This window comes from Pseudomonas sp. KnCO4 (genome assembly GCF_045344305.1).
Lineage (GTDB): Bacteria > Pseudomonadota > Gammaproteobacteria > Pseudomonadales > Pseudomonadaceae > Aquipseudomonas > Aquipseudomonas anuradhapurensis.
The window spans coordinates 2,403,155-2,423,262 of record NZ_CP174199.1 but is presented as its reverse complement, the minus strand read 5'-3'; the positions used below and the strand labels follow the sequence as shown (position 1 = coordinate 2,423,262).

At 64.5% G+C, this 20,108-nt stretch carries 29 protein-coding genes and 1 pseudogene; 10 read left to right on the top strand and 20 right to left on the bottom strand.

The features are described from left to right. Window positions 1–2: 2 nt before the first annotated feature. Window positions 3–491 (top strand): DUF2878 domain-containing protein, encoded by a 489-nt coding sequence (locus ACJA3S_RS11455; protein ID WP_406821916.1) that lies wholly within the window; start codon window positions 3–5, stop codon window positions 489–491. Here the strand turns inward: ACJA3S_RS11455 and ACJA3S_RS11450 are convergent. The 12 genes from ACJA3S_RS11450 to ACJA3S_RS11395 form a co-directional block, all read right to left on the bottom strand. After that, complete coding sequence (locus ACJA3S_RS11450; RefSeq protein WP_170029600.1) at window positions 465–611, bottom strand: DUF2256 domain-containing protein; 147 nt, start codon at window positions 609–611, stop codon at window positions 465–467. The two genes, ACJA3S_RS11455 and ACJA3S_RS11450, sit on opposite strands and share 27 nt — an antisense overlap. After that, window positions 608–2,149 (bottom strand): cryptochrome/photolyase family protein, encoded by a 1,542-nt coding sequence (locus ACJA3S_RS11445; RefSeq protein ID WP_406821915.1) that lies wholly within the window; start codon window positions 2,147–2,149, stop codon window positions 608–610. The genes ACJA3S_RS11450 and ACJA3S_RS11445 overlap by 4 nt, the downstream gene beginning before the upstream one ends. Continuing rightward, window positions 2,143–2,448: a DUF6482 family protein gene (locus tag ACJA3S_RS11440; protein ID WP_170029598.1), complete on the bottom strand. Its 306-nt coding sequence runs from the start codon at window positions 2,446–2,448 to the stop codon at window positions 2,143–2,145. The genes ACJA3S_RS11445 and ACJA3S_RS11440 overlap by 7 nt, the downstream gene beginning before the upstream one ends. Beyond that, a complete protein-coding gene (locus tag ACJA3S_RS11435) occupies window positions 2,445–2,981 on the bottom strand; it encodes a DUF3833 domain-containing protein (RefSeq protein ID WP_406821914.1) in 537 nt (178 codons plus the stop codon). The genes ACJA3S_RS11440 and ACJA3S_RS11435 overlap by 4 nt, the downstream gene beginning before the upstream one ends. A 14-nt stretch (window positions 2,982–2,995) precedes the next feature. Beyond that, window positions 2,996–3,511, bottom strand: a complete 516-nt coding sequence (locus ACJA3S_RS11430) for a chalcone isomerase family protein (protein ID WP_406821913.1) — start codon at window positions 3,509–3,511, stop codon at window positions 2,996–2,998. A gap of 108 nt (window positions 3,512–3,619) precedes the next feature. After that, a complete protein-coding gene (locus ACJA3S_RS11425) occupies window positions 3,620–6,058 on the bottom strand; it encodes a TonB-dependent siderophore receptor (protein WP_406821912.1) in 2,439 nt (812 codons plus the stop codon). Between the two features lie 76 nt (window positions 6,059–6,134). Beyond that, window positions 6,135–6,962 carry a FecR family protein gene (locus tag ACJA3S_RS11420; protein ID WP_406821911.1) on the bottom strand — a complete coding sequence of 276 codons (828 nt, stop codon included), beginning with the start codon at window positions 6,960–6,962 and terminating at the stop codon, window positions 6,135–6,137. After that, window positions 6,959–7,483: an RNA polymerase sigma factor gene (locus tag ACJA3S_RS11415; protein ID WP_406821910.1), complete on the bottom strand. Its 525-nt coding sequence runs from the start codon at window positions 7,481–7,483 to the stop codon at window positions 6,959–6,961. The genes ACJA3S_RS11420 and ACJA3S_RS11415 overlap by 4 nt, the downstream gene beginning before the upstream one ends. 93 nt (window positions 7,484–7,576) lie before the next feature. Then, entirely contained in the window at window positions 7,577–8,248 is a 672-nt protein-coding gene (locus ACJA3S_RS11410) for a DUF2238 domain-containing protein (RefSeq protein WP_406821909.1), read from the bottom strand. A gap of 64 nt (window positions 8,249–8,312) precedes the next feature. Beyond that, entirely contained in the window at window positions 8,313–8,537 is a 225-nt protein-coding gene (locus ACJA3S_RS11405; RefSeq protein WP_406821908.1) for a DUF2188 domain-containing protein, read from the bottom strand. Window positions 8,538–8,551: 14 nt separating this feature from the next. Next, window positions 8,552–8,710 carry a hypothetical protein gene (locus tag ACJA3S_RS11400; RefSeq protein ID WP_406821907.1) on the bottom strand — a complete coding sequence of 53 codons (159 nt, stop codon included), beginning with the start codon at window positions 8,708–8,710 and terminating at the stop codon, window positions 8,552–8,554. A 65-nt stretch (window positions 8,711–8,775) separates the two neighbouring features. Further along, window positions 8,776–9,528, bottom strand: coding sequence for a gamma-glutamyl-gamma-aminobutyrate hydrolase family protein (locus ACJA3S_RS11395; RefSeq protein WP_406821906.1), 753 nt, complete (start codon window positions 9,526–9,528; stop codon window positions 8,776–8,778). A gap of 153 nt (window positions 9,529–9,681) precedes the next feature. Between ACJA3S_RS11395 and ACJA3S_RS11390 the strand changes: the two genes are divergently transcribed. Continuing rightward, window positions 9,682–10,377: a type 1 glutamine amidotransferase domain-containing protein gene (locus ACJA3S_RS11390; protein ID WP_406821905.1), complete on the top strand. Its 696-nt coding sequence runs from the start codon at window positions 9,682–9,684 to the stop codon at window positions 10,375–10,377. Between the two features lie 197 nt (window positions 10,378–10,574). Then, complete coding sequence (locus tag ACJA3S_RS11385; RefSeq protein WP_406821904.1) at window positions 10,575–10,985, top strand: response regulator; 411 nt, start codon at window positions 10,575–10,577, stop codon at window positions 10,983–10,985. Between the two features lie 59 nt (window positions 10,986–11,044). Here the strand turns inward: ACJA3S_RS11385 and ACJA3S_RS11380 are convergent, their stop codons facing one another. The 4 genes from ACJA3S_RS11380 to ACJA3S_RS11365 all read right to left on the bottom strand — a co-directional run bounded on the left by ACJA3S_RS11380 (window position 11,045) and on the right by ACJA3S_RS11365 (window position 13,299). Continuing rightward, window positions 11,045–11,851: a DUF3618 domain-containing protein gene (locus ACJA3S_RS11380; protein ID WP_406821903.1), complete on the bottom strand. Its 807-nt coding sequence runs from the start codon at window positions 11,849–11,851 to the stop codon at window positions 11,045–11,047. After that, entirely contained in the window at window positions 11,848–12,276 is a 429-nt protein-coding gene (locus ACJA3S_RS11375) for a phage holin family protein (RefSeq protein ID WP_406821902.1), read from the bottom strand. Before ACJA3S_RS11375 ends, ACJA3S_RS11380 begins: the two co-directional genes overlap by 4 nt. Further along, window positions 12,276–12,875, bottom strand: coding sequence for a hypothetical protein (locus tag ACJA3S_RS11370; protein ID WP_406821901.1), 600 nt, complete (start codon window positions 12,873–12,875; stop codon window positions 12,276–12,278). The genes ACJA3S_RS11375 and ACJA3S_RS11370 overlap by 1 nt, the downstream gene beginning before the upstream one ends. A gap of 175 nt (window positions 12,876–13,050) precedes the next feature. Continuing rightward, window positions 13,051–13,299 (bottom strand): hypothetical protein, encoded by a 249-nt coding sequence (locus tag ACJA3S_RS11365; protein ID WP_406821900.1) that lies wholly within the window; start codon window positions 13,297–13,299, stop codon window positions 13,051–13,053. Between the two features lie 179 nt (window positions 13,300–13,478). On the opposite strand from ACJA3S_RS11365, the gene ACJA3S_RS11360 reads away from it, so the two are divergent. Together ACJA3S_RS11360 and ACJA3S_RS11355 are read left to right on the top strand one after the other, a co-directional pair. Beyond that, the gene (locus ACJA3S_RS11360; RefSeq protein ID WP_406821899.1) at window positions 13,479–14,699 is read left to right on the top strand and encodes a zinc-dependent alcohol dehydrogenase; all 1,221 of its coding nucleotides are present in this window, start codon (window positions 13,479–13,481) and stop codon (window positions 14,697–14,699) included. Further along, window positions 14,696–14,980 (top strand): annotated as a pseudogene (locus ACJA3S_RS11355) (short chain dehydrogenase); the annotation flags it as partial. The gene ACJA3S_RS11360 and the pseudogene ACJA3S_RS11355, both read left to right, overlap by 4 nt. A gap of 182 nt (window positions 14,981–15,162) precedes the next feature. Here ACJA3S_RS11355 and ACJA3S_RS11350 read toward each other — a convergent pair. Further along, window positions 15,163–15,687 carry a hypothetical protein gene (locus ACJA3S_RS11350; protein ID WP_406821898.1) on the bottom strand — a complete coding sequence of 175 codons (525 nt, stop codon included), beginning with the start codon at window positions 15,685–15,687 and terminating at the stop codon, window positions 15,163–15,165. 140 nt (window positions 15,688–15,827) lie between these two features. Beyond that, on the bottom strand, window positions 15,828–16,061 hold the full coding sequence (locus tag ACJA3S_RS11345) for a PLDc N-terminal domain-containing protein (protein WP_406821897.1): 234 nt from the start codon (window positions 16,059–16,061) through the stop codon (window positions 15,828–15,830). Between the two features lie 188 nt (window positions 16,062–16,249). Here ACJA3S_RS11345 and ACJA3S_RS11340 point away from each other — a divergent pair, with 188 nt between their 5' ends. Genes ACJA3S_RS11340 through ACJA3S_RS11330 form a run of 3 tightly spaced genes read left to right on the top strand, consistent with a single transcriptional unit; the run spans window position 16,250 to window position 17,727 of the window. Further along, complete coding sequence (locus tag ACJA3S_RS11340) at window positions 16,250–16,753, top strand: CinA family protein (protein ID WP_406821896.1); 504 nt, start codon at window positions 16,250–16,252, stop codon at window positions 16,751–16,753. A gap of 11 nt (window positions 16,754–16,764) precedes the next feature. Then, a complete protein-coding gene (locus ACJA3S_RS11335) occupies window positions 16,765–17,271 on the top strand; it encodes a hypothetical protein (RefSeq protein ID WP_406821895.1) in 507 nt (168 codons plus the stop codon). Window positions 17,272–17,283: 12 nt separating this feature from the next. Then, window positions 17,284–17,727 carry a DUF421 domain-containing protein gene (locus ACJA3S_RS11330; protein WP_170029576.1) on the top strand — a complete coding sequence of 148 codons (444 nt, stop codon included), beginning with the start codon at window positions 17,284–17,286 and terminating at the stop codon, window positions 17,725–17,727. On the opposite strand, the gene ACJA3S_RS11325 is transcribed toward ACJA3S_RS11330, so the two are convergent. Together ACJA3S_RS11325 and ACJA3S_RS11320 are read right to left on the bottom strand one after the other, a co-directional pair. Next, window positions 17,711–18,781: a M28 family peptidase gene (locus ACJA3S_RS11325; RefSeq protein ID WP_406821894.1), complete on the bottom strand. Its 1,071-nt coding sequence runs from the start codon at window positions 18,779–18,781 to the stop codon at window positions 17,711–17,713. The two genes, ACJA3S_RS11330 and ACJA3S_RS11325, sit on opposite strands and share 17 nt — an antisense overlap. Before the next feature lie 69 nt (window positions 18,782–18,850). Next, on the bottom strand, window positions 18,851–19,147 hold the full coding sequence (locus ACJA3S_RS11320; protein ID WP_170029574.1) for a DUF6555 family protein: 297 nt from the start codon (window positions 19,145–19,147) through the stop codon (window positions 18,851–18,853). A gap of 192 nt (window positions 19,148–19,339) precedes the next feature. Between ACJA3S_RS11320 and ACJA3S_RS11315 the strand changes: the two genes are divergently transcribed. Both ACJA3S_RS11315 and ACJA3S_RS11310 read left to right on the top strand, forming a co-directional pair. Next, the gene (locus tag ACJA3S_RS11315) at window positions 19,340–19,804 is read left to right on the top strand and encodes a hemerythrin domain-containing protein (protein WP_170029573.1); all 465 of its coding nucleotides are present in this window, start codon (window positions 19,340–19,342) and stop codon (window positions 19,802–19,804) included. Window positions 19,805–19,855: 51 nt separating this feature from the next. After that, window positions 19,856–20,101 (top strand): hypothetical protein, encoded by a 246-nt coding sequence (locus tag ACJA3S_RS11310; protein ID WP_406821893.1) that lies wholly within the window; start codon window positions 19,856–19,858, stop codon window positions 20,099–20,101. Window positions 20,102–20,108 lie beyond the last annotated feature (7 nt).

Genomic DNA, 20,108 nt, shown 5'->3' with positions numbered 1-20,108 from the left:
GCATGACCAGGCGCGGGCTGCTGGCCAACGCCGTATGGCTGCAGGCCGGCTGGTGGCTATGTGTGTATGGGGCCCATCGGCCCTGGTTGCTTGGCCTGGTGCCCATCGGCCTGGCCTGGCATTTCGGCTGCTGCCGGGACCGTCAGGGCGAGGTGCAGGCGGTGCTGCGCTGCGCCCTCGCCGGCTGTGTACTCGACAGCCTGCTGGGCATGCTCGGGGTGTTTCGCTTCGACAGTTGGCCGCTGCCACTGTGGCTGGCCCTGCTCTGGAGCGTGCTGTGCTGCGGCCTGCGCCACAGCCTGGCTTGGCTGGCCCGGCACACCTGGCTTGCCGCCCTGTTCGGCGCGGCAGGTGGGCCGCTGGCCTATGTGGCCGGGGCCAGGCTGGCCCAGGTCGAGCTGCCGTTGGGTACGCTGGCGACCGCCACGCTGCTGGCGGCAGTCTGGGCGCTGGCCCTGCCCTTGCTATTGCGCCTTGCCACGTGGCGCTGAACGCCGGCAGCGCTGCGAACAGTAGAGCACCTGTTCCCAGCAACGCGCCCAGCGCTTGCGCCAGCTGAATGGCCGGTTGCACACCACGCAGAGCTTGCTTGGCAGGTGCTGTTTCTTCACAGCGACGCCCCTGCATCGAGCTGCGCCAGCAACTGCTCGCCACGCGCCCACACCGCTGCCCGTCGCGCCGCCGGCATACTGTCCAGGCTGCGGTACACCAGGTGCAGCCGCGGGTTGCCGGCCAACTGCTGGCGATGGCGGATCAGGAAGTGCCAGTACAGCGCATTGAACGGGCACGCCTGCGCTTCCGTCACCTGCTTGACGTTGTAGGCGCAAGCCTTGCAGTGATCGGACATGCGCTGGATATAGCGGCCACTGGCACAGTACGGTTTGGAGCCGAGAAAACCACCGTCGGCGTGCATGACCATGCCGAGGGTATTGGGCAGTTCCACCCAGTCGAACGCATCCAGGTACACCGCCAGGTACCATTCGCAGATGGCCGCCGGCAACACCCCGGCGAGCAAGGCGAAGTTGCCGGTTACCATCAGCCGCTGGATATGGTGGGCATATCCCAGGCGCAGCGTCTGGCCGATGGCTTGCTGCATGCAGCGCATGCGCGTGCGCCCGGTCCAGTAGAACGCCGGCAGCGCACGCTGGTTGCCCAGATGGTTGAGCGCGGCATATTCGGGCATGCGCAGCCAGTAGATTCCGTGGACGTATTCGCGCCAGCCGATCAGCTGGCGGATGAACCCTTCGGCGGCATTCAGCGGCACTCGGCCGTCACGCCAGGCGTGCTCGACGTCCTGGCACAGGCGGCGCACGTCGAGCAGGCCGATGTTCAGGGCGGCGCTGATCCGCGCATGAAACAGGTACGGTTGGTCTTCGGCCATGGCGTCCTGATAGTCACCGAACGCTGCCAGGCCAAAGTCCAGGAAGTGCTGCCACAGCTGTTCGGCCTGGGCATGGGTGACGGGGTAGGAAAAGCCTTCGAGCGCACCGTAGTGGTCAGTGAAGCGCCGGCTTACCAGGCTGATCACCGCCGCCGTGATGTCATCCACGGCAAACTGCAGCGCAAACGGCCCGCGTAGCCCACGTGGCAGGGCCTTGCGGTTGTCGCTGTCGAAGTTCCAGGCACCGCCGGCAGGGCCGCCATCGGCTGCCAGCAACAGCCCGCAGCGTTTGCGCATGCCGCGGTAAAAATGCTCCATGCGCAGCTGCCTGCGCCCCTGCGCCCAGCGCGCGAAAGCCCCCCGCGAGCACAGGAAGCGCGTGTCCGGGTGCCATACGAGCGGCAGCCCGGCCTCGCGCAGGGCCTGTTCCAGCCGCCATTCGCCACATTCGGTCAGGTGGATCTCGGCGCAGCCCAGCGCCTGCTGCCAGCGGCGCAGTTCGCCGACGATAGAGCCGCTATTGCCGGGTGTCTCCAGCTCGACGTACTGCACCCGCCAGCCCCGCTCGCGCAGGGCTTGGGCAAAGTGGCGCATGGCACTGAAGATCAGCACGATCTTCTGCGGGTGGTGCGGCACGTAGGTAGCCTCGTCTTGCACCTCGGCCATCAGCAGCGTATCGCGGGCCGGGTCCAGCGCCGCCAGGCTGGCCAGGTCGAACGATAGCTGGTCACCCAGCACCAGGCCCAGGCGTGATGGCCGCGCTACCATTGCGTACTCAGCGACACAGGCACCCGCAGCGGCGCAATGGGGCCGTCGCGCTGGCCGCACATTTCGTCATGCACCACTTGCTGCACCAGCATGCAGGGCACCGCCGGCCAACCGGCGAGCAACTGGCGCACCTCGGTTGTCGAGCGCAGGCGCGTGGCCTGCCCGTGCTCATCGCTCAAGGTCACCGGGCCGGCGCCGGTCAGGGCCCGCAGCACATAGAAACCGCCCTCCAGGGACAGCAGCTCGAGTTCGTTGACGGCGCCGGCGGCAGCCAGCTCGGTAAGGCGTTGCAGGTTCATGGTGTGGCCTCCGGCATGCGGCGAAAGAACAAGGTAACCTGGCCAACCTCCACGCCCAGCTTGCTCATGCTGGAGCGGTTGATCAGCGTGTCTTCATCCATCAGGTACATCCAGTCGTCCAGCTCCACTTCCCAGTGCCTGCCGTCTACCGGCAGGTCCAGGCGGTAGCGCCAGCGCAACGCGTTGCCCGCCACCTGCCCGCGAGCCTCACCGATCACGTCGCCCGCCGTGCCCCGCCACTGGCCGCGGCCGTCCGGCACCAAGGTCCAGGTGCGCTGTTGTCGGGTACCATCGCTGTAGGTGAAGTGCTCGTCGAGGATCAGCCGCTCACCGTCGCGTCGGCTGTCGATGCGCACATGAAAGCGTTTCACCACTTCGCCGGAACGCTTCTGGAACATGCCCCAGGCATGTACCGGCCGCGAGAAGAAGGCCGCCAGGTCGAGGGCTGGCGTTTCCCGGGCGTAGTGATCCACGTCGACATTGCCGCAGCTGGCCAGCAGCAGGCAGGCGGTCATCAGCAGCACCTTGTACATGTTCACCCCCATGGTTAACGGCCCAATAGGCGGGCGCGCAATTGCTGGTCCCTGGCACCCTCGCCCAGCCAGATGGCGAAAAAAGCCTTGGCGAAGGCGGTGTCGCCGATTTCGTGGTGCAACCTGTCATCCACGTAGAAGCGACAGCCGAGGCCTGGCAGGTACACGCCAGTGATACGCTGGCCTGGGCGAACATCGACAAACGCCGCCTCCAGCCAGCCACGCCAGGCATCCAGTTGCTGCGGGGCAGCGCCAAGCCTGCGCATTTCCTTGAGGCTGGCCTGCACCAAGGTGTCGCGGGACAATTCGACGTGGTAGCGCAGTTCCAGCGCGAACGGCTGCTGGCCACCCTGTACAGGCCCGCTGGACCAAAGCCGGGCGCTGTACAGGCGCACTCCAAACCAGGTGAAATCACCGCTGCCGGACAGCTGGGCAGCAGGGACTGCCGAGCGCCAGTCGGCGGCCACCGGCCCGGCGAGCAGGAGCAACAGGGCCAGCCAGGCCCAACGCGCTGCGGTTGACGTCGCCATCGCTTCGACTCAAATACTATACAAAATAAAATTATTGTACAGGTATAGCCGAATTTCTATACAAGGCGACTACCATCGGTCTCCACCCGCCTGGGCCAGCGCTGCGGATTACCAATTGTGCGTATAGCTGGCGGTCACCACCGCGCCTGGGGCTGGCAAGTGGCTGGTATTGTTGTTGTTGCGCAACAACTGGCTGTAGAGCGGGTAGTAGTCCCGGTTGAACAGGTTCTGGATGCCGACGCTGACCTTGTCGTCAGCAGAGACCTGGTACTGGCTGATCAGGTCGACGGTCGTATAGCTGCTCACCTCATGTCGGCCAAAGCTGTCCAGGCCATCGAGCCTGTAGTCCTTGCCATCGAAGAACGTGGCTTGCAGGCGGTTGCTCCAGTCCAGGGTCGGCTTGTACTGCACATAGGCAGTCAGCTTCAGCGGCGGCACCCGGTAGCCGGTCATGTCCTGCCAGCCTTTGCCGTCCGGCTTCTCGCGCCCGCGCATCCAGCTCGCACTGCCGCCGGCCCCCCACACCGCATCGTCCGACAGCCAGTCGGCGCTGGCTTCGACCCCATAGATGCGCTCTTTGGTGCGGGTGAGAATCAGGCCATTGTTGAAGCTCTGCACGTCGCCCAGCTTGGAGGTGGTGTAGAACAGCGCCAACGTGCCGAGCGTGTTGCCACCCAGCTCACCGCGCCAGCCGAGCTCATAGTTGTTGGTCTTGACCGGCTCCAGGTTCGAGGCGCCAAGGTCGAAGCCGCGCCGTGCATTGCGCAGCTGGATGCCCACGTCAGGCAGCTGGAAGCCCTGGCTGAAAGAAGCGTAGAGCTCCTGGCCGAGCACCGGCGAGTAGACGATGCCGAGGTTCGACAGCAGCGCATCGTAATGGATCTTGCCGCCCTCCACCGCCACGGGCGAAGCCGCCCTGGATTCGGACAACGGTACGAAATCATCGAACTCGGCGGTGGAGTACTCGTAGCGCAAGCCGCCGTCCACCGACCAATGCTCGTCGAAGCGATGCTGCAGCTGGGCGAACGCACCGGCGCTGCGGGTCTTGAGCGGTGGCATGTAGGTCAGCTTGCCGATCTTGTCGAAGACCAGGCCGCCGCTGGCATCGTAAGCCGCCGGGTCGAACACATCGATCGGCATGTCGCTGCGTTCCTGGTTGTAGTCGCCGCCCCATACCAGCTCGGTGCTACCGCTGTCGCCGAGCGGTGTGCGCAAGGTCAGGCGGCTGCCGAACACTTCACTGTTCTGCATGATCTGGTCGACATTGCCGCCACGGGTAGCGACGGCGCGGGCATCGAACGGCGTGAAGCGGGTGAAGTAGTCGCGGTAGTACAGCTGGGCAGAAAGCTTGCTGCCGAGGATGTCGAGGTGCTCGTACTCCAGGTTCAGCAAGGTGTTGCGGATATGGTTCTGCTCGTCCAGGTCCAGGCCCTTGATCGCGTTGGCCGGCAGGGAACCGGCCGGGTACCTGGCGACGCTGGGGTCGGTGGCATAGTCGCTGTCCTGGCGTGCCTCGTAGTGGCTGGCCGCGAGCTGGATACGCTGGTCCTCGTCGAGGTGCAGCCCCAGCTTGCCGCCAACGTTGTAGATATTCGAGTCGAACAGGTCGCCCTGGCTGGGCTCCGGGGCGATGCGGTCGCCGTGTGCGTCGTATGAAGCACCGATATGGCGGGTACCGAAATCGAAGGCATAGTCCACCGCGCCCTGCGAGCCTGCAAGGTACTGCTGGAACTGCCCACCCAGGCCATCGCTGCCCAGGCGGGTCAACGGCGAGGTAGCGCTGAGGCTGGTTTCAGCCCGCGTTTCACCACCGGCAGGCCGGGTGGTGATGGAGATGATGCCTCCCGTGGCGCCGCTGCCATAGATGGCGCTGCTGCCACGGATGACTTCGACCCGTTCGATCAGTGCCGGGTCGATGTTGGCCAGGTTGCGCGACGAGTCGCGGTTGGTGTTGAGCGGCACGCCGTCGACCATGACCAGCAGGCTGCGCCCGCGCAGGGTCTGCCCATACTCGGTGACGGTGCGGCTGGAATCGGACATCCCCGGCACCGCCTTGGCCAGTACCGTGGCCAGGCTCTCCGAGCCCTGCCGTAGCTCCTGCAATTGCTCATGCTCGATGACGGTGGACTGCCGCGTGGCGGAAACCAGGCTGCTGCTGGTACGCGAAGCGGTGATTTCCATCTGCGCCATTTCCACCGGTGCAACCTGGGTTGTCGGCATGGCTGTGGGTGAACCCTGCGGGACGATGACAAAGGTGCGTTCATCCCTGGCCTCGACTTGCAGGCCGCTGCCCTTGAGCAGCGCCTGAAGTGCTTCGTCGGCGCTGAAGCGCCCCTTCACCGCTGGGGTCTGGCGGCCTGCAGCGAGATCACTGGCGAACAGGATCTGTACCGAAGACTGCTGCGCCAGGGCGTTGATGGCCTCACCCAGCGGGGCAGCAGGCAGGTCCAGGTTGACCCTTTCACGGGCTTCGGCCGACATTGCCAGGAGCATGCTACTGGCCAGCAGTGACCGGCGCAGTTGACGATTGCAGAGCGGAAAATGCACTTCTCGAGATCCTTTGTGGGTAGGCTTTCTTGTGTAGCCGCCACGGGTATCGAGCAACCCTACCTGCGCCTGAGAATTATTTTGCTCCTGCCTTGCGCCGGATCTGCACGCTGCCATCGCCTTGCTGCTGCACGGAAACCGGCAGGATGCTGGGTAGCAGCGCCAGCAGCCGGTCGACATCGTGCGCGTCGAACACCCCGCTCAGCTTGAGCGCGGCCAGGCTCGGGTCGTCCAGGCGAATGGCTGCCTTGCGATAGTGGCGCAGCAATGCCACTGCTTCAGCCAGCGGCGTCTGCTCGAACACGATGCTCCCCTGCTTCCAGGCCATCGCCTTGGTGGCGTCAGCTTGCGTCACCGGCAGCAGTCGCCCGCCAATCGCATCAACTTGCTGCCCTGGCGTGAGCCTGACAGGCGTTTGCCCCGCAGCGGCGACTTGCACCCGCCCGCGCGCCAGTGTCACCCGCACCTGGTCGTCATCCAGGCGGCGCACATTGAACAGCGTGCCTAGCACCTCGACTTTGGTCAGCCCCGCTGACACCACGAACGGCCGGTACACCGCCGGGGACACATCGAACAGGACCTGCCCGTGCATGCTGGCTTCGCGGCTGCGCAAGCGCCAGCTGACATCGACACGGGAGCCGCTGTCGAGCAGCAGCTTGCTGCCGTCGCCCAGCAGCACGGCGCGTCGCTCACCAATGGCGGTAGCAAACCGCTCGGTCCTGTACACCGGGTTCAGCCAGGCCAGGGCTGCCACGGCGAATGCAAGCACCAGCGCAATACCCGCCGGCTTTGCCGCTTTCCCTCGTGCAGGCCTGGGCGGCGGAACGGGGAACAATTGCCGCAGCTGATCACGATGTCGCCCCAGCGCCTCGTCCAGTGGCAACTGTTCCGCTATGCGGGTCATGCACACACCCCGTCACGGCCAAGCCGCTCCTTGCACGCCGCCACCCCGAGGCGCAGGTGCTTTTGCACGGTCTTGATGGAGATACCGAGGTGTGCGGCGACCTCGGCCTGGGGCATCTGGTGGATCTTGTGCATGATGAAAACGGCCTGGCAGCGCGGTGGGAGGCTGGCGATAGCGTTGACCAGCAGCTGTAACTCGCGCTCGGCATCATACCTGCCTGCCGGCGTCGGTGCCGGGCAGACCACCTCCGGCAGTTCGGCAAACGCCTGCACCCAGGCGCCGCGGCGACGATCGCTACGATAGCGGCTGATGGCGGTGTCGTTGGAAATCTTGCGCAGCAACGCCAGTGGCGCCCGAACGTGGTCTTTTTCGTCGCGTTCGAGCAACTGCACGCACACGTCATGCACAACGTCGCGGGCCATGCCTCGGTCGCCGAAGCGTCGGCGAATGTGGTCCACCAGCTCGTCGTAGTGACGGACCAAGGTAGACAACAGCGTCGGTTTGGCGGGCTCGAATGACACGATACATCCTGCAAGAGCGCTAGGCTGCGAAGAGAGGCGCCAAGTGTAAATGAGAAATAATCGCGAATAAACACCCTGTTCGCTCCTGCACGCCTAGGCCGCCGGCCTTGGCCGTTTGAATGCTGCCAATCGCTGGAGCAACAAACACACGACAGCGCCGAACAACGCCAGCGCCATGTCCTTCTGCGCGTCCCATGGGTCTTTCTGGGTGGCCAGGAACGCTTGTGCCCGGTCTTCGCCCAGGTACTGGCCGCCCACCCATTCGAACAGCTCGTACAGGGCCGACGTCGCCAGCACCAGCGACACTGTGCCCAATGCCAGCCAGGCACCATTCAAGCCCGCCTTTCGTTGCAGCAGTTCCTTGATCGGCCAGACGAACAGCAGGCCGTAGCTCAGATGCACCAGGCGATCGAACTGATTGCGCTGCCAGCCCATGGCGGTATTCAGCGCATGGCCGGTGAACGCTTGCAGCCAAGCATCGTAGGGCACCTTGGCATAGGTGAAATGCGCACCCAGTTCGTGAATCGCCAGTAGCACGACGATGGCCAGATAGGCCGCTGGCGAAAACCGCCAGCGCCGACAGGTCAGCGCCAGGGTCAGCAGCAACGCTGCCGGCAAGACGTTTTCCACCAGCCAGTCTGCCCGATCCAAGGGTGCAACCCCGGAGGCAAGCACCATCACCGTGGCCACTGCCAGCCATGCTGCGCTCTGGCGGGGTGTGGCCGACGGGGCGCAACTGGCGGGCACCCTCACCTTCTCGTTCATGGCTTTGCGCTCGGGCCAGCACAGGTGACCGTGTCGTGCCGATCACCTGTGAGCCGTGGCCGGGTCAGCCCGTGGAGCGCCTCGGGTCGGCGGCGCGCGGGTAGGTGCGTTCTTCTTCGATGCTGCCGTCGGCCTTGTGAATTTTCACCGAGGCGGTCTGCCCGGCAAAAAGCTCAGGTAGCAGGCCCAGCAACTCGGCTTTTGTCGCACTGCGCCTGGAGGCCTTGTCGGCGCCGGTTTTTTTGAGTTCCCAGCCATCACCTGCCGGGCTGACATGATAAGTGTCCATCGCACTGCTCCTGTTCAAAGCGGCTCACCGTCGTCCTGGATATCCTGCTCGGTTTCGGCTGCGTCCGTGGCATCCGCATCGTTCAATGGGGGCGACGTAGGCTTGAGCGGGTCGTTGATGAACGGGACCTTGCCCGGCCCTTGCTCTTCAAGCCCTTCGGTTTCTGGCTGCATGATGAATCCTCCAGGTCACCTGCCATTGGAGCGGGCGCGCGCGGCAATGTTCAGTTTTACCCGCCTCACCTTGGCCGCTGTGCCGCGCGCGCCCGGCAGGCGGCGCCGAAGGCCTGGAAAATCGCCAGGTACTGCGGGTAGAACAGCACCTGCCATTCCGGGTGCCATTGCACGCCCAGGGCAAACGCCCGGCTGCCTTCCACGGAAAGCGCCTCGACCAGCCCATCCTCGGCCACGGCTTCGATACGCAGGCCCTGGCCGACCCGCTCGATACCTTGGCCATGCACCGAATTCACTTCGATCTGCTCCGGAAACCCCAGCCGTTGCAGCACGCCCCCCGGCCGGACCGCCAACAGGTGGGCCGGTGCGTACTGGTCTTCGACCGGTTCATTGCTGGGCGGCTCATGTTTGGCACCGGGCTGATGCAACTGTTGCACCAGGGTGCCGCCGAAGGCCACGTTCATTTCCTGAAAACCCCGGCAAATGCCCAGCACCGGCAAACCCGCCGCAACCGCTGCCCGCCACAAAGGCAGCGCGAGGTGGTCGCGGGCGGCATCGTGCTGGGTGCCTGGCGGGCTGGGCGGCCCATCGTAGTGGTGCGGTTCGATGTTCGAAGGCGAGCCGGTGAACAACAGCCCATCCAGGGCCGCGATGATCTCGGCACGGTCGAGCAGTTCGGGGAACATCGGCAGGATCAAGGGCAGCCCTTGGGCCGCGCAGGCCACCGCTCGCGCATTCTTGTCGTCGTTCAGCTGCACCGCATGCGGGCCGACCGTGTAGGAACAGGCGGTGACCCCGATGATCGGAAGACGTGACATTGCAACCCCCGGTAGACGCTCACGCTACATTCGGCAACGCCACCGATGCTGCGGTTCCTGCAACGTCATGGAACGCTTTGCTGTGCGTAACCCTCCCAGAGTAATGCAGGGCGAGCCGCGCACTGCCCATTCACCCTCGGAGGACATGCTTGCATGAAGAACATCCTGATGGTCCTGACCTCTCACGACCAACTGGGCGACACCGGCAAGAAAACCGGCTTCTGGCTGGAGGAATTCGCCGCGCCCTACTACGTGTTCATCGACGCCGGTGCCGATGTCACGCTCGCCTCGCCCAAGGGCGGCCAGCCGCCACTGGACCCGAAAAGCGACGAGCCCGACGCGCAGACCGAGGCGACCCGGCGTTTCGCCCACGACACCGAAGGGCAAATGGCCCTGGCCGACACCGTACCGCTCGGGGAAATCGACCCCTACCACTTCGATGCGGTGTTCTACCCCGGCGGGCACGGGCCATTATGGGACCTGGCGGAGGACGCAGATTCACGGACCTTGCTCGAAGCGTTCTATGCCGCTAACAAGCCGATTGCCGCGGTGTGTCATGCACCGGGCGTGCTGAAGGAGGTAAAGGCACCGGACGGGCACCCGGTGGTCAAGGGCAAGCGAGTGACCGGCTTCGCCAACAGCGAAGAACAGGCGGTGGGGCTGAGCACGGTGGTGCCGTTCCTGGTGGAAGACATGCTCAAGGCCAACGGTGGTGAATACTCCAAGGCTGCCGACTGGGCCAGCCATGTGGTCGAGGACGGCCATTTGATCACTGGCCAGAATCCCGCGTCATCCGAGGCGGTGGCCCGGGCCCTGCTCAAGCGCCTGGGTCAGGAACCCGGCGCCTGACCTGGCCGGTTACCCCGGGCAATGCCAACGCGTGGTGCTGCCCGGTGTGCATGACTGCACAAAACCTGTCAGCAAAAAGGAATTTTTGGCAATCAGATGCTGTCGCATGATAGCGCACTGCCACCGCCTGCATTGATCTTCGCAAGCTGACCCGGACGTCCCTTCTTTCCACCCGTGCGCGATGTTTGAGTATTGCCATGAACACCTACGAGTCATCCGCTGTTCACCCAACCATCCTGCTGGTGGAGGACGAGCCGATCCTGCGTGAACTACTGACCTGCGCCCTGGAAGACCTCGGCGCCTCGGTCTTCCCGGTGGGTACCGCCGAAGAGGGCCGGCGGCTCTCGCTACGGCAGACATTTTCGCTGCTGCTGACCGACGTCAGAACGCCCGGCCCGTTGAACGGGCTGGCGCTTGCGCAGGAGATCCATGAGCGCCAACCGGCGACCCGGATCATTGTCATGAGTGGTTACCACGAGGCGGCAAGCACCACGCTACCGACGGGTGCGGTGTTTCTGCCCAAGCCCTGGGCGCTTGACCAGTTGCTCGCGGTCATTGGCGACCAGCTGGAAAAGGTCAAACCGCCGATCGTCAGGCCTGCCGCCTGACGCCCGGCAGCGGCCCCTTCAGCGCATGCCGAAGGGGCTGGTGCGCAAGGTGCCGCAGGTCAGGGGTTGAAGCCCAACCCTGATGACAGGTCGGAGCCGTCAGCGCCCCGCCCCGGGCGGGCCGGCGGTTTGTCGGCCCCCTGCTCAAGCGACTGCGCAACCGACGCCTTCACCTCGCTGCCTTTGGCCTTGAGCGTGTCGGTCAGGCGGTCGCTGCTGGCGCCCATGAGCTGGTCTTCCTGGCGGGTACTCGGTAGCGCCGCTCCTAACGCAGCACCCAGGGCAATGCCCAGCGCAGCCAACACCAGCGGCTGTTCTTGCAGCAGGTGGTCGAACGAGCCCTTGAGTGCCGTTGCCTGATCGCCGACCTTGTGCGCGGAGCTGCGCAAGGTATCGGCAGAGGCACCCATCGAATCCCGCGCACCGCTGCCCAGGTCACTGGCCCGGTCACGCATGTCATGCGCCTTCATGCGCACTTTCTGGCTGGCATCGTGCATCGCCTCGCCTGCCGAAGCGAAGGCGCCCTTCACGCTATCCACCGCCTCGCCGAGCTTGTCGCCCAGCCCCGGCCCGTGGTGCGCCGGCCCCGGATTGAACGGGCGGTTCTGGTTGAGCCCGAGCCACGCCAGGCCCAGCACGGTCAAGGTGGCAGGCACTGGGTTGTTCTTGAGGGTGGTGCCCAGGTTGGTGAAGAACTCACCGCCGTTGCCCTTGGCATAAGCCAGTACCCGGTCGACCATCTGGCCCGGGCTCAGCCGCTGTTCCAAAGCATCCACCAGGTCACTGATATGCTCGCGCTTGGCATTGATTTCCTGTTCGAGCTGCTCCGGGTCCTTGTGCGCCTCATGTTCGAAGGAAGTAGTCATGGCAGTTTCCTCGTCAGCGTGTCCTTGTCCTGTTGCATGGCATGCAGGGTACGGTCAGGGGCCAGGTGGCCAGGCTCGAACTGTTTCTTGCCCGACTGCAGCATGATGAAGCCGATCACCACCGTGACCGCGCCCACGATCAGCGCCGCCAGCCAGGGCTGAACCACCAGGGCCAAGGCGTAGACTGCCGCCAGCAACAGCATGATGAACCCCGCCAGGACCACGATTGCCCCAGCCGCCACGGCTGCAGTGCCGGCTTTCAGGGTGGCCAGGTTGTGCTGCAGTTCAGCCTTGGCCAGGGCCAGCTCCTTGGTGAACAGCTCCGGTACTTCGCGCATCAGCTGACGCAGCAGGCCACCGACGCCGACCGGGTCATCAGCCGCAGTGTGCAGCCCTGGGGTAGTGTGCAAAGGATCTTTGTTCATCATTCGCCTCCTTTGAGCGGATCGCGTTCGAATGGGCTGCCACTGACCGGCGTGCCGGCACCGGGCCCGATCGGGTCGACCGGGGTATAGGGTTCACGGGTGGATACGTCACTGCCCCGATCAGGCACCATTGGCTGCGTGGCCTGTGGCACGGTGAAGCCATGCGCGGCCGTATCGGAGGGTGTGCCCGCATGGGTTTCGCTGGCGCGCATGAAGCGCGAAATGGCAAAGCCGACGGCCACGCTGCCGGCCAGGAACAAGGCCGGATTGCTGCGCGCCAGTTGCGTGCCGCGTTGCAACAGGCTTTCGGCGCTTTCGTGGCGCACCTGCTCGGCAAACTCGCCCATGCACTCCGCCGCCTGGGTCAGGTACCGCGACAGGCCGAGGCTGTCATTGCCTTCCAGGGCCGCTGCGGCCGAACGTGCGCCTTCCTGGAGGGAGTCGAGCTGGTCGGCCGCACTGTCGCGGTAATGCTCCAGCTGCTCACCACCTTTCTGCCTGGCCTCGCCCAGCAAGGCCCCGGCTTCTTCACCAATGGCATGTACGTGGTCCGGGTTGCGGTTGGGCGGAGAGGTCGAGCTTTGGTCGGTCTTTTCCATCATTACGTCCTCGAAGCGGATTGTTGGAAAAATGCCGGATTTCTGCAGGCATCCATTCGAGGGACGTAACCACGGCTCGCCGAGTTCAGTCGTGATGATCTGTGACATTTACCCAGCGGGCCAATGAACCGCGCACCGACAACCCGCGGGGCGTGCATCTGGTGCAAGGGTTTCATCAACCATGGTAATCAGCGCCGGCAATGGCCTTGAGGAACGCGCGGTCGGCCAACCGTCGCAGGTCGCGCCATTGCTCCCAGGACACCAGGCCGAGGCGGTCCATCTCGTCGACCTGACGGAGCAGTTCCTCGTGATGGCTGCTGGGGCACTCGCGCCGTCGCTCAAGATCATCGAACAGGCAGAACCAGCGGTTGATGGCCTCGAGCCGGCGCTGCTCGATGCTGATCTGCCCGGTAAGCGCATTCATGTTGGCCGCCCTCCATTGTTTGTCAGTCGAGCCCTGACGACGGAACAAGGTTCACTCGATCGCGTTCACCGAAGCGCCTGGCTCGCCACTGAATGATTCCACCTGAACTTTCCCTCTCCCCCTGGCTTCCCCTGCATAGAGCAGCATCAACACCATCCGCCACTGCAGGAGCTGAACCCATGAGAGCATTGACATACCACGGGGCCCAGGACGTCCGGGTCGACAATGTCCCTGACCCGGCCATCCAGGACGAGGACGACATCATCCTGCGGGTCACCGCCACCGCTATCTGCGGCTCCGACCTGCACCTGTACCACGGCAAGATTCCGCAGACCGAGCCCGGCGATATCTTCGGCCACGAGTTCATGGGCATCGTCGAGGAGACCGGCCGCGGCGTCACCAACCTGCAGGTTGGCGACCGTGTGGTGATCCCCTTCGTGATTGCCTGTGGCAGCTGCTTCTTCTGCCAGCTCGAACAGTTCGCCGCTTGCGAAACCACCAACACCGGGCGTGGCGCGATCCTCAACAAGAAGAGCATCCCGCCAGGTGCGGCGCTGTTCGGCTACAGCCACCTGTACGGCGGCGTACCCGGTGGCCAGGCCGATTTCGTGCGGGTGCCCAAGGCCAACGTCGGCCCGTTCAAGGTGCCCACCGCCCTGCCCGACGACAAGGTGCTGTTCCTCTCGGACATCCTGCCCACCGCCTGGCAGGCCGTGACCAATGCCCAGGTCGGCCAGGGTTCGACCGTGGCCATCTATGGTGCCGGCCCGGTCGGCCTGCTGAGCGCGGCCTGCGCACGCATGCTTGGCGCGCAGACGATCTTCATGGTCGATGACAACGACTACCGCCTGGCATTCGCCCGCGATGCCTACGGCGTGGTACCGATCAACTTCGAGCAGGATGACGACCCGGCCGACAGCATCATCCGTCTGACCCCAGGCATGCGCGGCGTGGATGCAGTCATCGATGCGGTCGGCTTCGAGGCCAAGGGCAGCACCACCGAAACGCTGCTGACCACGCTGAAGATCGAGGGCAGCAGTGGCAAGGCGCTGCGCCAGAGCATCGCCGCCGTGCGCCGTGGCGGTGTGGTCAGCGTACCGGGGGTGTACGCCGGTTTCATCCACGCCTTCATGTTTGGCGATGCCTTCGACAAGGGCCTGACCTTCAAGATGGGCCAGACCCATGTGCAGAAGTTTCTACCCGAGCTGCTCGAACATATCGAGGCCGGGCGCCTGTCGCCTGAGCTGATCGTCACCCACCGCCTGGCCCTGGAAGAAGCGGCCATGGGCTACCGGATGTTCGACCAGAAGCAGGACGACTGCCGCAAGGTCATCCTCGTGCCGGGCGCTGCTGCCGGCACCTTGGGGCCGGACCACGCATTCGCGGGGAGCCAGCCATGATCGATCCGGCAACCGGCATGCGGCCGGGCGAGCGGTACAGTGTGGAAAGCCTGGAGCGGGCGCATCAGTTTCCCGGCTTCTTCCTCGACGGCAAATACTACCTGGGGCCCGAGCTGCTGACCGCAGTCGGCTGGCTCGAAGGGCAACGGTTCATCTACGACGCGCTCGATGCCACCGGCGAACCGGTGTTCCCAGGGCGTGCGGCCGGTGATATCAAGGACCTGACCCTGACCTTGGTCGACGGCACGCGGCTCGCGCTGACGCCCATCGATGCCTGGGCTCCCGGGGAAGCCCTGCCCAGGCCACCAGACGAGCGTCGCAAGCGGCACGGCAAACCTGGTGTGCTGGCGGTTGCGGCCATGCTGCTGTTGGGTGGCTGTTGCCTGGCAGCACTGCGTCGCGCACGACGGTGAGCCCGCACAGGGGGCTCGTCAGGCCCCCTTCGCCGCGAGGCGCTGGCGGCTCATGCCAGCTGGATGAACACCGCATAACCGCCCAGGACGATCCAGAAAAGCAGAAAGATCCAGGGCGTACGCAGCGAGAACAACAACGACTTGCGGTGCCCCGCCTGGGAGGTTTCGGCCTCGCTGAACAGCGGTGACTCATCATAGGCCAGGCCCATCAACGGCTCGCTGCGCAGCAGGTGGCTCTGCTTCAACTGCCAGTGCTCGATGATCTTGTAGGCGGCTCGAATGCCAGGCCAGGCATTGAGTGTGCTGAGCACCCCGAGCAAGGCGAGGAACGGCGGCACGATCAGGGTGAACATCTCGCCCCAGCTCTGGTTCAGGTTGCCCATCGACGATACGAAGGCAATGACCAGAAACGACTGTGCCGTCAGGTAGGCATCGGTGCGATTGGCCAGGATGCTGGTTTCGTACTGGATTTCATGGCGGTAGAAATCCAGCCGCTCCTTTGGCGAGCCGAACATGCGGGCGTTGTGTTCGTCGATTTCGTGTTCAGGGGTAGCGGGAGTGATGATGCGTGGCACGTGGGCTCCTGGAAAATGAAAGTGAGGTGGACTGCACAGGATTGATCCGGCACAGCACGTGTGGGAGCGGCTTCACCCACGCCAAGCGGCGAAGTCGCTGCCATGCAGCGCCTCCCACAACGACCGTACTGCCCCGCCGTCTAGCCCTTGCTGTGTTCAGGTGAAGACGGCCCGCTGCCGCGCTTGATGCCGCGTGGCCCGAGCACACCCCAGATGGCCAGGCCGACCACCGGCAAGGCCAGCAACAGCAGCGCCCACATGGCCTTGGTTGCATCGCGCTTGTCGCTGCGGAACACACTGACAATGGCCCACAAATCGACCAGCAGAATGATCGCCGCCACCGCGATCCAGAAATACGTCACAGGCTCGGTCATGATTGCCTCTCCTCTGGTTGGACCGGCAGCAGTGCACTGCTGCGCACCACCACCCTCGTACTAAGAGGAAGCCACCAGGCCGGGCAAAGTTCAGCGGGCTTTGCCCGGCATTGATGGGCGGCTCACCTGCACTGAACCAACCGCGCAAGAAACACGTCCACCACAAAACAACGCATGAGTGACCTGCCATGGCGACCGACCCCGTACTCGAGGCCATCGATTACCTGAAAACCCACAAGCTGGTGCTGACCACTGCCGAATCCTGCACGGCGGGCGCCATGGTGGCGCTGCTGGCGGCAGTCCCCGGCACCGGCGAGGTACTGGAGAGCGGCTACGTGGTGTACGCGCCCAGCGCCAAGAAACGCCTGCTCGGCGTCAACCCGCAGACCATCGAACGCTACGGCCTGACCAGCGAAGCAGTGGCCTGGGAGATGGCCCTGGGCGCCCTGAAAGACAGCGATGCCACGGTCGCCATTGCCTGCACCGGTGTTGCCGGGCCAGAGCCGCAGGATGCCATCGCGCCTGGCACCCTGTGTTTCGCCTGGGCCTTCATCGGCGAACCGCTGGCCGTGTTCACGCGTACACAGCGCTTCTTTGGCGAGCGGGCAGATGTCATGCGCCAGGGCGCCCTGTACGGCTTGTCGCAACTGGCCCATTACCACCAGCGCTGGTTGCGCGGCGAACGCGCCTGAGGGCTACACGCATGAGCGACGACGAGCTGCGTTCAAGGCATCACCCGGTCGAGGAAGACATGCGCATGCAGCAGCGTGTGTGGCGCTTCGAACGGGTGGGCTGGTACGTGCTGCTAGTGATCGTGCTGCTGGCCCTGGCCGGCCTGTTTGGCAACGGCCCGCTCAGTGACGCCCAGGTGGCCAGTGATGACGGCCGCGTGCAGGTCGACTATCAGCGGCTCAGCCGCAGCGGCACCACCGACAACCTGCGCATCACCGTGCGCGGTACACCGGGTGAACCGGTGCAAGTGGTGCTCGGCGGCAGCCTGCTGCGCGAAGCCAGCATCGAAACGATGCAGCCGCAGCCGCAGGTGTCGCGTTCCCATGGCCAGTCGCTGCTGTTGCAGCTCGGCACCAGCCACGACGGCATGGCCACCCTGTACCTGACCTTGCGCAGCGAACATGTCGGCAGGCTCGAAGGTGTGGTCAGGGCCGGGCAGGACAGCACCGTGCAGTTCGCCACCTTCCTCTACCCCTAGGAGTTCGACGACATGGACTCGATCCTGCGCGCCACAGCCATGTACATCGCCCTGATGCTGCTGTTTCGGGTGGCCGGCAGGCGCTCGTTGGCCGACCTGACCACCTTCGACTTCGTCTTGCTGCTGATTATCGGCGAGGCCACCCAACAGGCATTGCTGGGGGAGGATTTCTCCTTCATCAATGCCATGCTGGTGATTGCCACGCTGATCGTGCTGGATGTCGGCCTGTCACTGGCCAAGCTCAATTCCAGGCGCCTGGCACGCCTGCTCGACGGCCACGCCACGCTGGTGGTGGAACAGGGACGCTTCCTCCATCAGCGCATGCGGCGGGCACGCCTGACCGAAGACGACATCCTCGAATCGGCCCGTGACAGCCAAGGCCTCGAGCGCGTCGAGCAGATCAAGTTCGCCATCGTCGAACGCAACGGCAAGATCTCGATCATTCCCCAGGAGTGAGCACCGCGTGCGGTTGCAGCACATACTCCAGCAGGCTGGCGGCACAGGCGCTGATCCCCTCCAGCAGCACCATCTCGAAACCGTGGGTGTTCTCGGTGGGGATGGCGATGCATCCGGCGCGAGCATCGGTCCCGGTGCTGAGCACTGCGCTGGCATCGGAAGCGAAATCCACCAGCAACGCTGGCTGCGGTGTGTAGCCTGCCCGGCGGGTGGCGGCCATCAGCGCCTGCACCACGCTGCGGCTGTAATAGCCCTTCTGGTCGCCGGTATTGATGATCGGGTCGGCTGACAGGCGAGTGCCGTATTCATCCAGCACCGGCCCCACCTCCACCGCAATGGTCGTGTCGCCTGGCAGCCTGGCGGCAGCGTACATGGCACCAGCGTTGGACTCTTCTTCATGGCTGGTCAGCACGAACCAGACATCCTGGCGCAGTTCGCTGCGCCGCTGTTGCAGCAGGTGCGCGCAATGAATCACCGCCGCCAGCGGTGCGCGGTCATCGAGAAAATGCGCGGCAATGCAGTCCTCGACCTGGTACGGCTGGCGCCAATGCTGGCTCAGTACCACCCGCGTGCCCGGACGCACACCGGCCTGCTCGAGTGCCTGGGGGGTCATGCGGGTAACGACATACACATCCTTCCACTGCACGGCGCCGGACAACACATCCTTCCCGCTGCCGGACTGCCCGCTGTTGTGCATCGAACCATAGGACAGCACACCCCGGAGCAGCTGATGGTCAGCCATGATGTCGACCGGGCATACGCCAAAACTGATCGGCTGCGCGCCACCAAGCGCCAGCACTTCGAGGTTGCCATCCGGGCGGACTTTCTTGACGATCATGGCAATTTCATCAAGATGGGCCATCACCCGTATCGCCGCAGCAGGGTCGGCAGGGGCCGCTGCGCGAATGACGCCGATCAGGTTGCCGGCACCATCGCCGTGCACCTCCTCGCAGCAAGCGGCCAGCGCCCGCTGCGCTACAACCCGGACCTCATCTTCCTGGCCACCGGGGCCACGCGCCAGCAACAAGCTATTGAGTAACGGCAGAATCTCCACGAACTTTCCCCTTCGATCAAGGGCCGCTGGTGCGGCCCTGATTTCCCACGTCACAGCCGGCAAAGCGCTTCACGCTTCCCCGGAAGACCCACTCGAGAACTTCTTCACGTCGATGGGCGGCGCGACGAACTCAGGCCCCTGGCCCGACGCGCGCCAGCGCACATTGGCCAGCCCGTAACGCTCGGCCATCGGCCGGCTGACCTTCTTGATCTTGTGCTGGCCAAACCTGGGGATGATCCCCACGCCGGCATCGCAACTTGCCCAGTGCCAGGCCTCGGCATTGTCCATGCGTTCCTGGCGGATGATGAACGTGCGAAATTCCCCGTGAAGCTCGTACTCAATTACAAACAACTGCGGTCCTGCCATTGGACTCTCCTCCATCGATTCAGGCTAATTGAGCCCGCGCTCGGCAAAAAGATTCATTTATTCTGACTTGCTGGTCATCACCCGCGCGTGCCGCGGCCGACCGGTGCGTTTATCAACCGCTTTGAACCTTGCGCCCAGCGCTTCACTCCATCGAAGGCAACCGTGATTTTTCCGAGCCCGAAGAGGTGATTCATGAACGCAATCGATCTGTTGGTCCAGGACCATGAGTTGGTGAAGAAGCTGCTGGAGGAGCTGTCCTCCACTACCGAGCGTGCAGTGAAAAAACGCACCGAGCTGCTCGAACGCATCAAGCAGGAGGTGACCATCCATACCGCCCTCGAAGAGGAAATCCTCTACCCGGCGATCAAGCAGGCCGGCGGCAAGGAAGAGGCGAAGATGTACTACGAGGCCAAGGAAGAGCACCGTGCCGTCGATTCCCTGGTGCTGCCGGACCTGCTGCAGACCGACACCGGCACCCTCGAGTTCGCCGGCCGGGTCAAGGTCATGAAGGAGCTGCTGGAGCACCATATCGAGGAAGAGGAAAGCGAGCTGTTCCCGACTGCCCGCAAGCTGCTGGGTAACCAGGCGCTGGAAGAGATGGGCCAGGCCATGCAAGCCCAGAAGAAACTGCTCAAGGGCGAGCTGAACGCCGCCTGACAACCGCCTGCGCGCCCCGCCGGGCGCGCAGGCGCGCCGTGGAAGCGTGTGATGGAAGATTGGATCGACTGGTTGCAATGGCCCGCCATGGCCCTGACGGTACTGGCCGCCTGGTGCATTGGCTCGCGCCGCCCTGGCCGGCGCAAGCTGGGTTTTTGCTGTTTCATTGCCAGCAACCTGCTGTGGGCGATCTGGGGTTGGCAGGCCCAGGCCTGGGCCCTGATCATGCTGCAGGTTTGCCTGTGCGCGATGAACCTGCGGGGCTGGAAAAAGAACACCGCAATGGAAGCGGGCTGAGCGCCTG

What these genes read in the sequence shown, in the direction of transcription:
- ACJA3S_RS11455 (WP_406821916.1), top strand. Translation starts at nt 3, where the DNA reads ATGACCAGGCGCGGGCTGCTGGCCAACGCCGTATGGCTGCAGGCCGGC.
- ACJA3S_RS11445 (WP_406821915.1), bottom strand. Translation starts at nt 2,149, where the DNA reads ATGGTAGCGCGGCCATCACGCCTGGGCCTGGTGCTGGGTGACCAGCTA.
- ACJA3S_RS11440 (WP_170029598.1), bottom strand. Translation starts at nt 2,448, where the DNA reads ATGAACCTGCAACGCCTTACCGAGCTGGCTGCCGCCGGCGCCGTCAAC.
- ACJA3S_RS11435 (WP_406821914.1), bottom strand. Translation starts at nt 2,981, where the DNA reads ATGTACAAGGTGCTGCTGATGACCGCCTGCCTGCTGCTGGCCAGCTGC.
- ACJA3S_RS11430 (WP_406821913.1), bottom strand. Translation starts at nt 3,511, where the DNA reads ATGGCGACGTCAACCGCAGCGCGTTGGGCCTGGCTGGCCCTGTTGCTC.
- ACJA3S_RS11420 (WP_406821911.1), bottom strand. Translation starts at nt 6,962, where the DNA reads ATGACCCGCATAGCGGAACAGTTGCCACTGGACGAGGCGCTGGGGCGA.
- ACJA3S_RS11410 (WP_406821909.1), bottom strand. Translation starts at nt 8,248, where the DNA reads ATGAACGAGAAGGTGAGGGTGCCCGCCAGTTGCGCCCCGTCGGCCACA.
- ACJA3S_RS11405 (WP_406821908.1), bottom strand. Translation starts at nt 8,537, where the DNA reads ATGGACACTTATCATGTCAGCCCGGCAGGTGATGGCTGGGAACTCAAA.
- ACJA3S_RS11400 (WP_406821907.1), bottom strand. Translation starts at nt 8,710, where the DNA reads ATGCAGCCAGAAACCGAAGGGCTTGAAGAGCAAGGGCCGGGCAAGGTC.
- ACJA3S_RS11395 (WP_406821906.1), bottom strand. Translation starts at nt 9,528, where the DNA reads ATGTCACGTCTTCCGATCATCGGGGTCACCGCCTGTTCCTACACGGTC.
- ACJA3S_RS11390 (WP_406821905.1), top strand. Translation starts at nt 9,682, where the DNA reads ATGAAGAACATCCTGATGGTCCTGACCTCTCACGACCAACTGGGCGAC.
- ACJA3S_RS11385 (WP_406821904.1), top strand. Translation starts at nt 10,575, where the DNA reads ATGAACACCTACGAGTCATCCGCTGTTCACCCAACCATCCTGCTGGTG.
- ACJA3S_RS11380 (WP_406821903.1), bottom strand. Translation starts at nt 11,851, where the DNA reads ATGACTACTTCCTTCGAACATGAGGCGCACAAGGACCCGGAGCAGCTC.
- ACJA3S_RS11375 (WP_406821902.1), bottom strand. Translation starts at nt 12,276, where the DNA reads ATGAACAAAGATCCTTTGCACACTACCCCAGGGCTGCACACTGCGGCT.
- ACJA3S_RS11370 (WP_406821901.1), bottom strand. Translation starts at nt 12,875, where the DNA reads ATGGAAAAGACCGACCAAAGCTCGACCTCTCCGCCCAACCGCAACCCG.
- ACJA3S_RS11365 (WP_406821900.1), bottom strand. Translation starts at nt 13,299, where the DNA reads ATGAATGCGCTTACCGGGCAGATCAGCATCGAGCAGCGCCGGCTCGAG.
- ACJA3S_RS11360 (WP_406821899.1), top strand. Translation starts at nt 13,479, where the DNA reads ATGAGAGCATTGACATACCACGGGGCCCAGGACGTCCGGGTCGACAAT.
- ACJA3S_RS11345 (WP_406821897.1), bottom strand. Translation starts at nt 16,061, where the DNA reads ATGACCGAGCCTGTGACGTATTTCTGGATCGCGGTGGCGGCGATCATT.
- ACJA3S_RS11340 (WP_406821896.1), top strand. Translation starts at nt 16,250, where the DNA reads ATGGCGACCGACCCCGTACTCGAGGCCATCGATTACCTGAAAACCCAC.
- ACJA3S_RS11335 (WP_406821895.1), top strand. Translation starts at nt 16,765, where the DNA reads ATGAGCGACGACGAGCTGCGTTCAAGGCATCACCCGGTCGAGGAAGAC.
- ACJA3S_RS11330 (WP_170029576.1), top strand. Translation starts at nt 17,284, where the DNA reads ATGGACTCGATCCTGCGCGCCACAGCCATGTACATCGCCCTGATGCTG.
- ACJA3S_RS11320 (WP_170029574.1), bottom strand. Translation starts at nt 19,147, where the DNA reads ATGGCAGGACCGCAGTTGTTTGTAATTGAGTACGAGCTTCACGGGGAA.
- ACJA3S_RS11315 (WP_170029573.1), top strand. Translation starts at nt 19,340, where the DNA reads ATGAACGCAATCGATCTGTTGGTCCAGGACCATGAGTTGGTGAAGAAG.
- ACJA3S_RS11310 (WP_406821893.1), top strand. Translation starts at nt 19,856, where the DNA reads ATGGAAGATTGGATCGACTGGTTGCAATGGCCCGCCATGGCCCTGACG.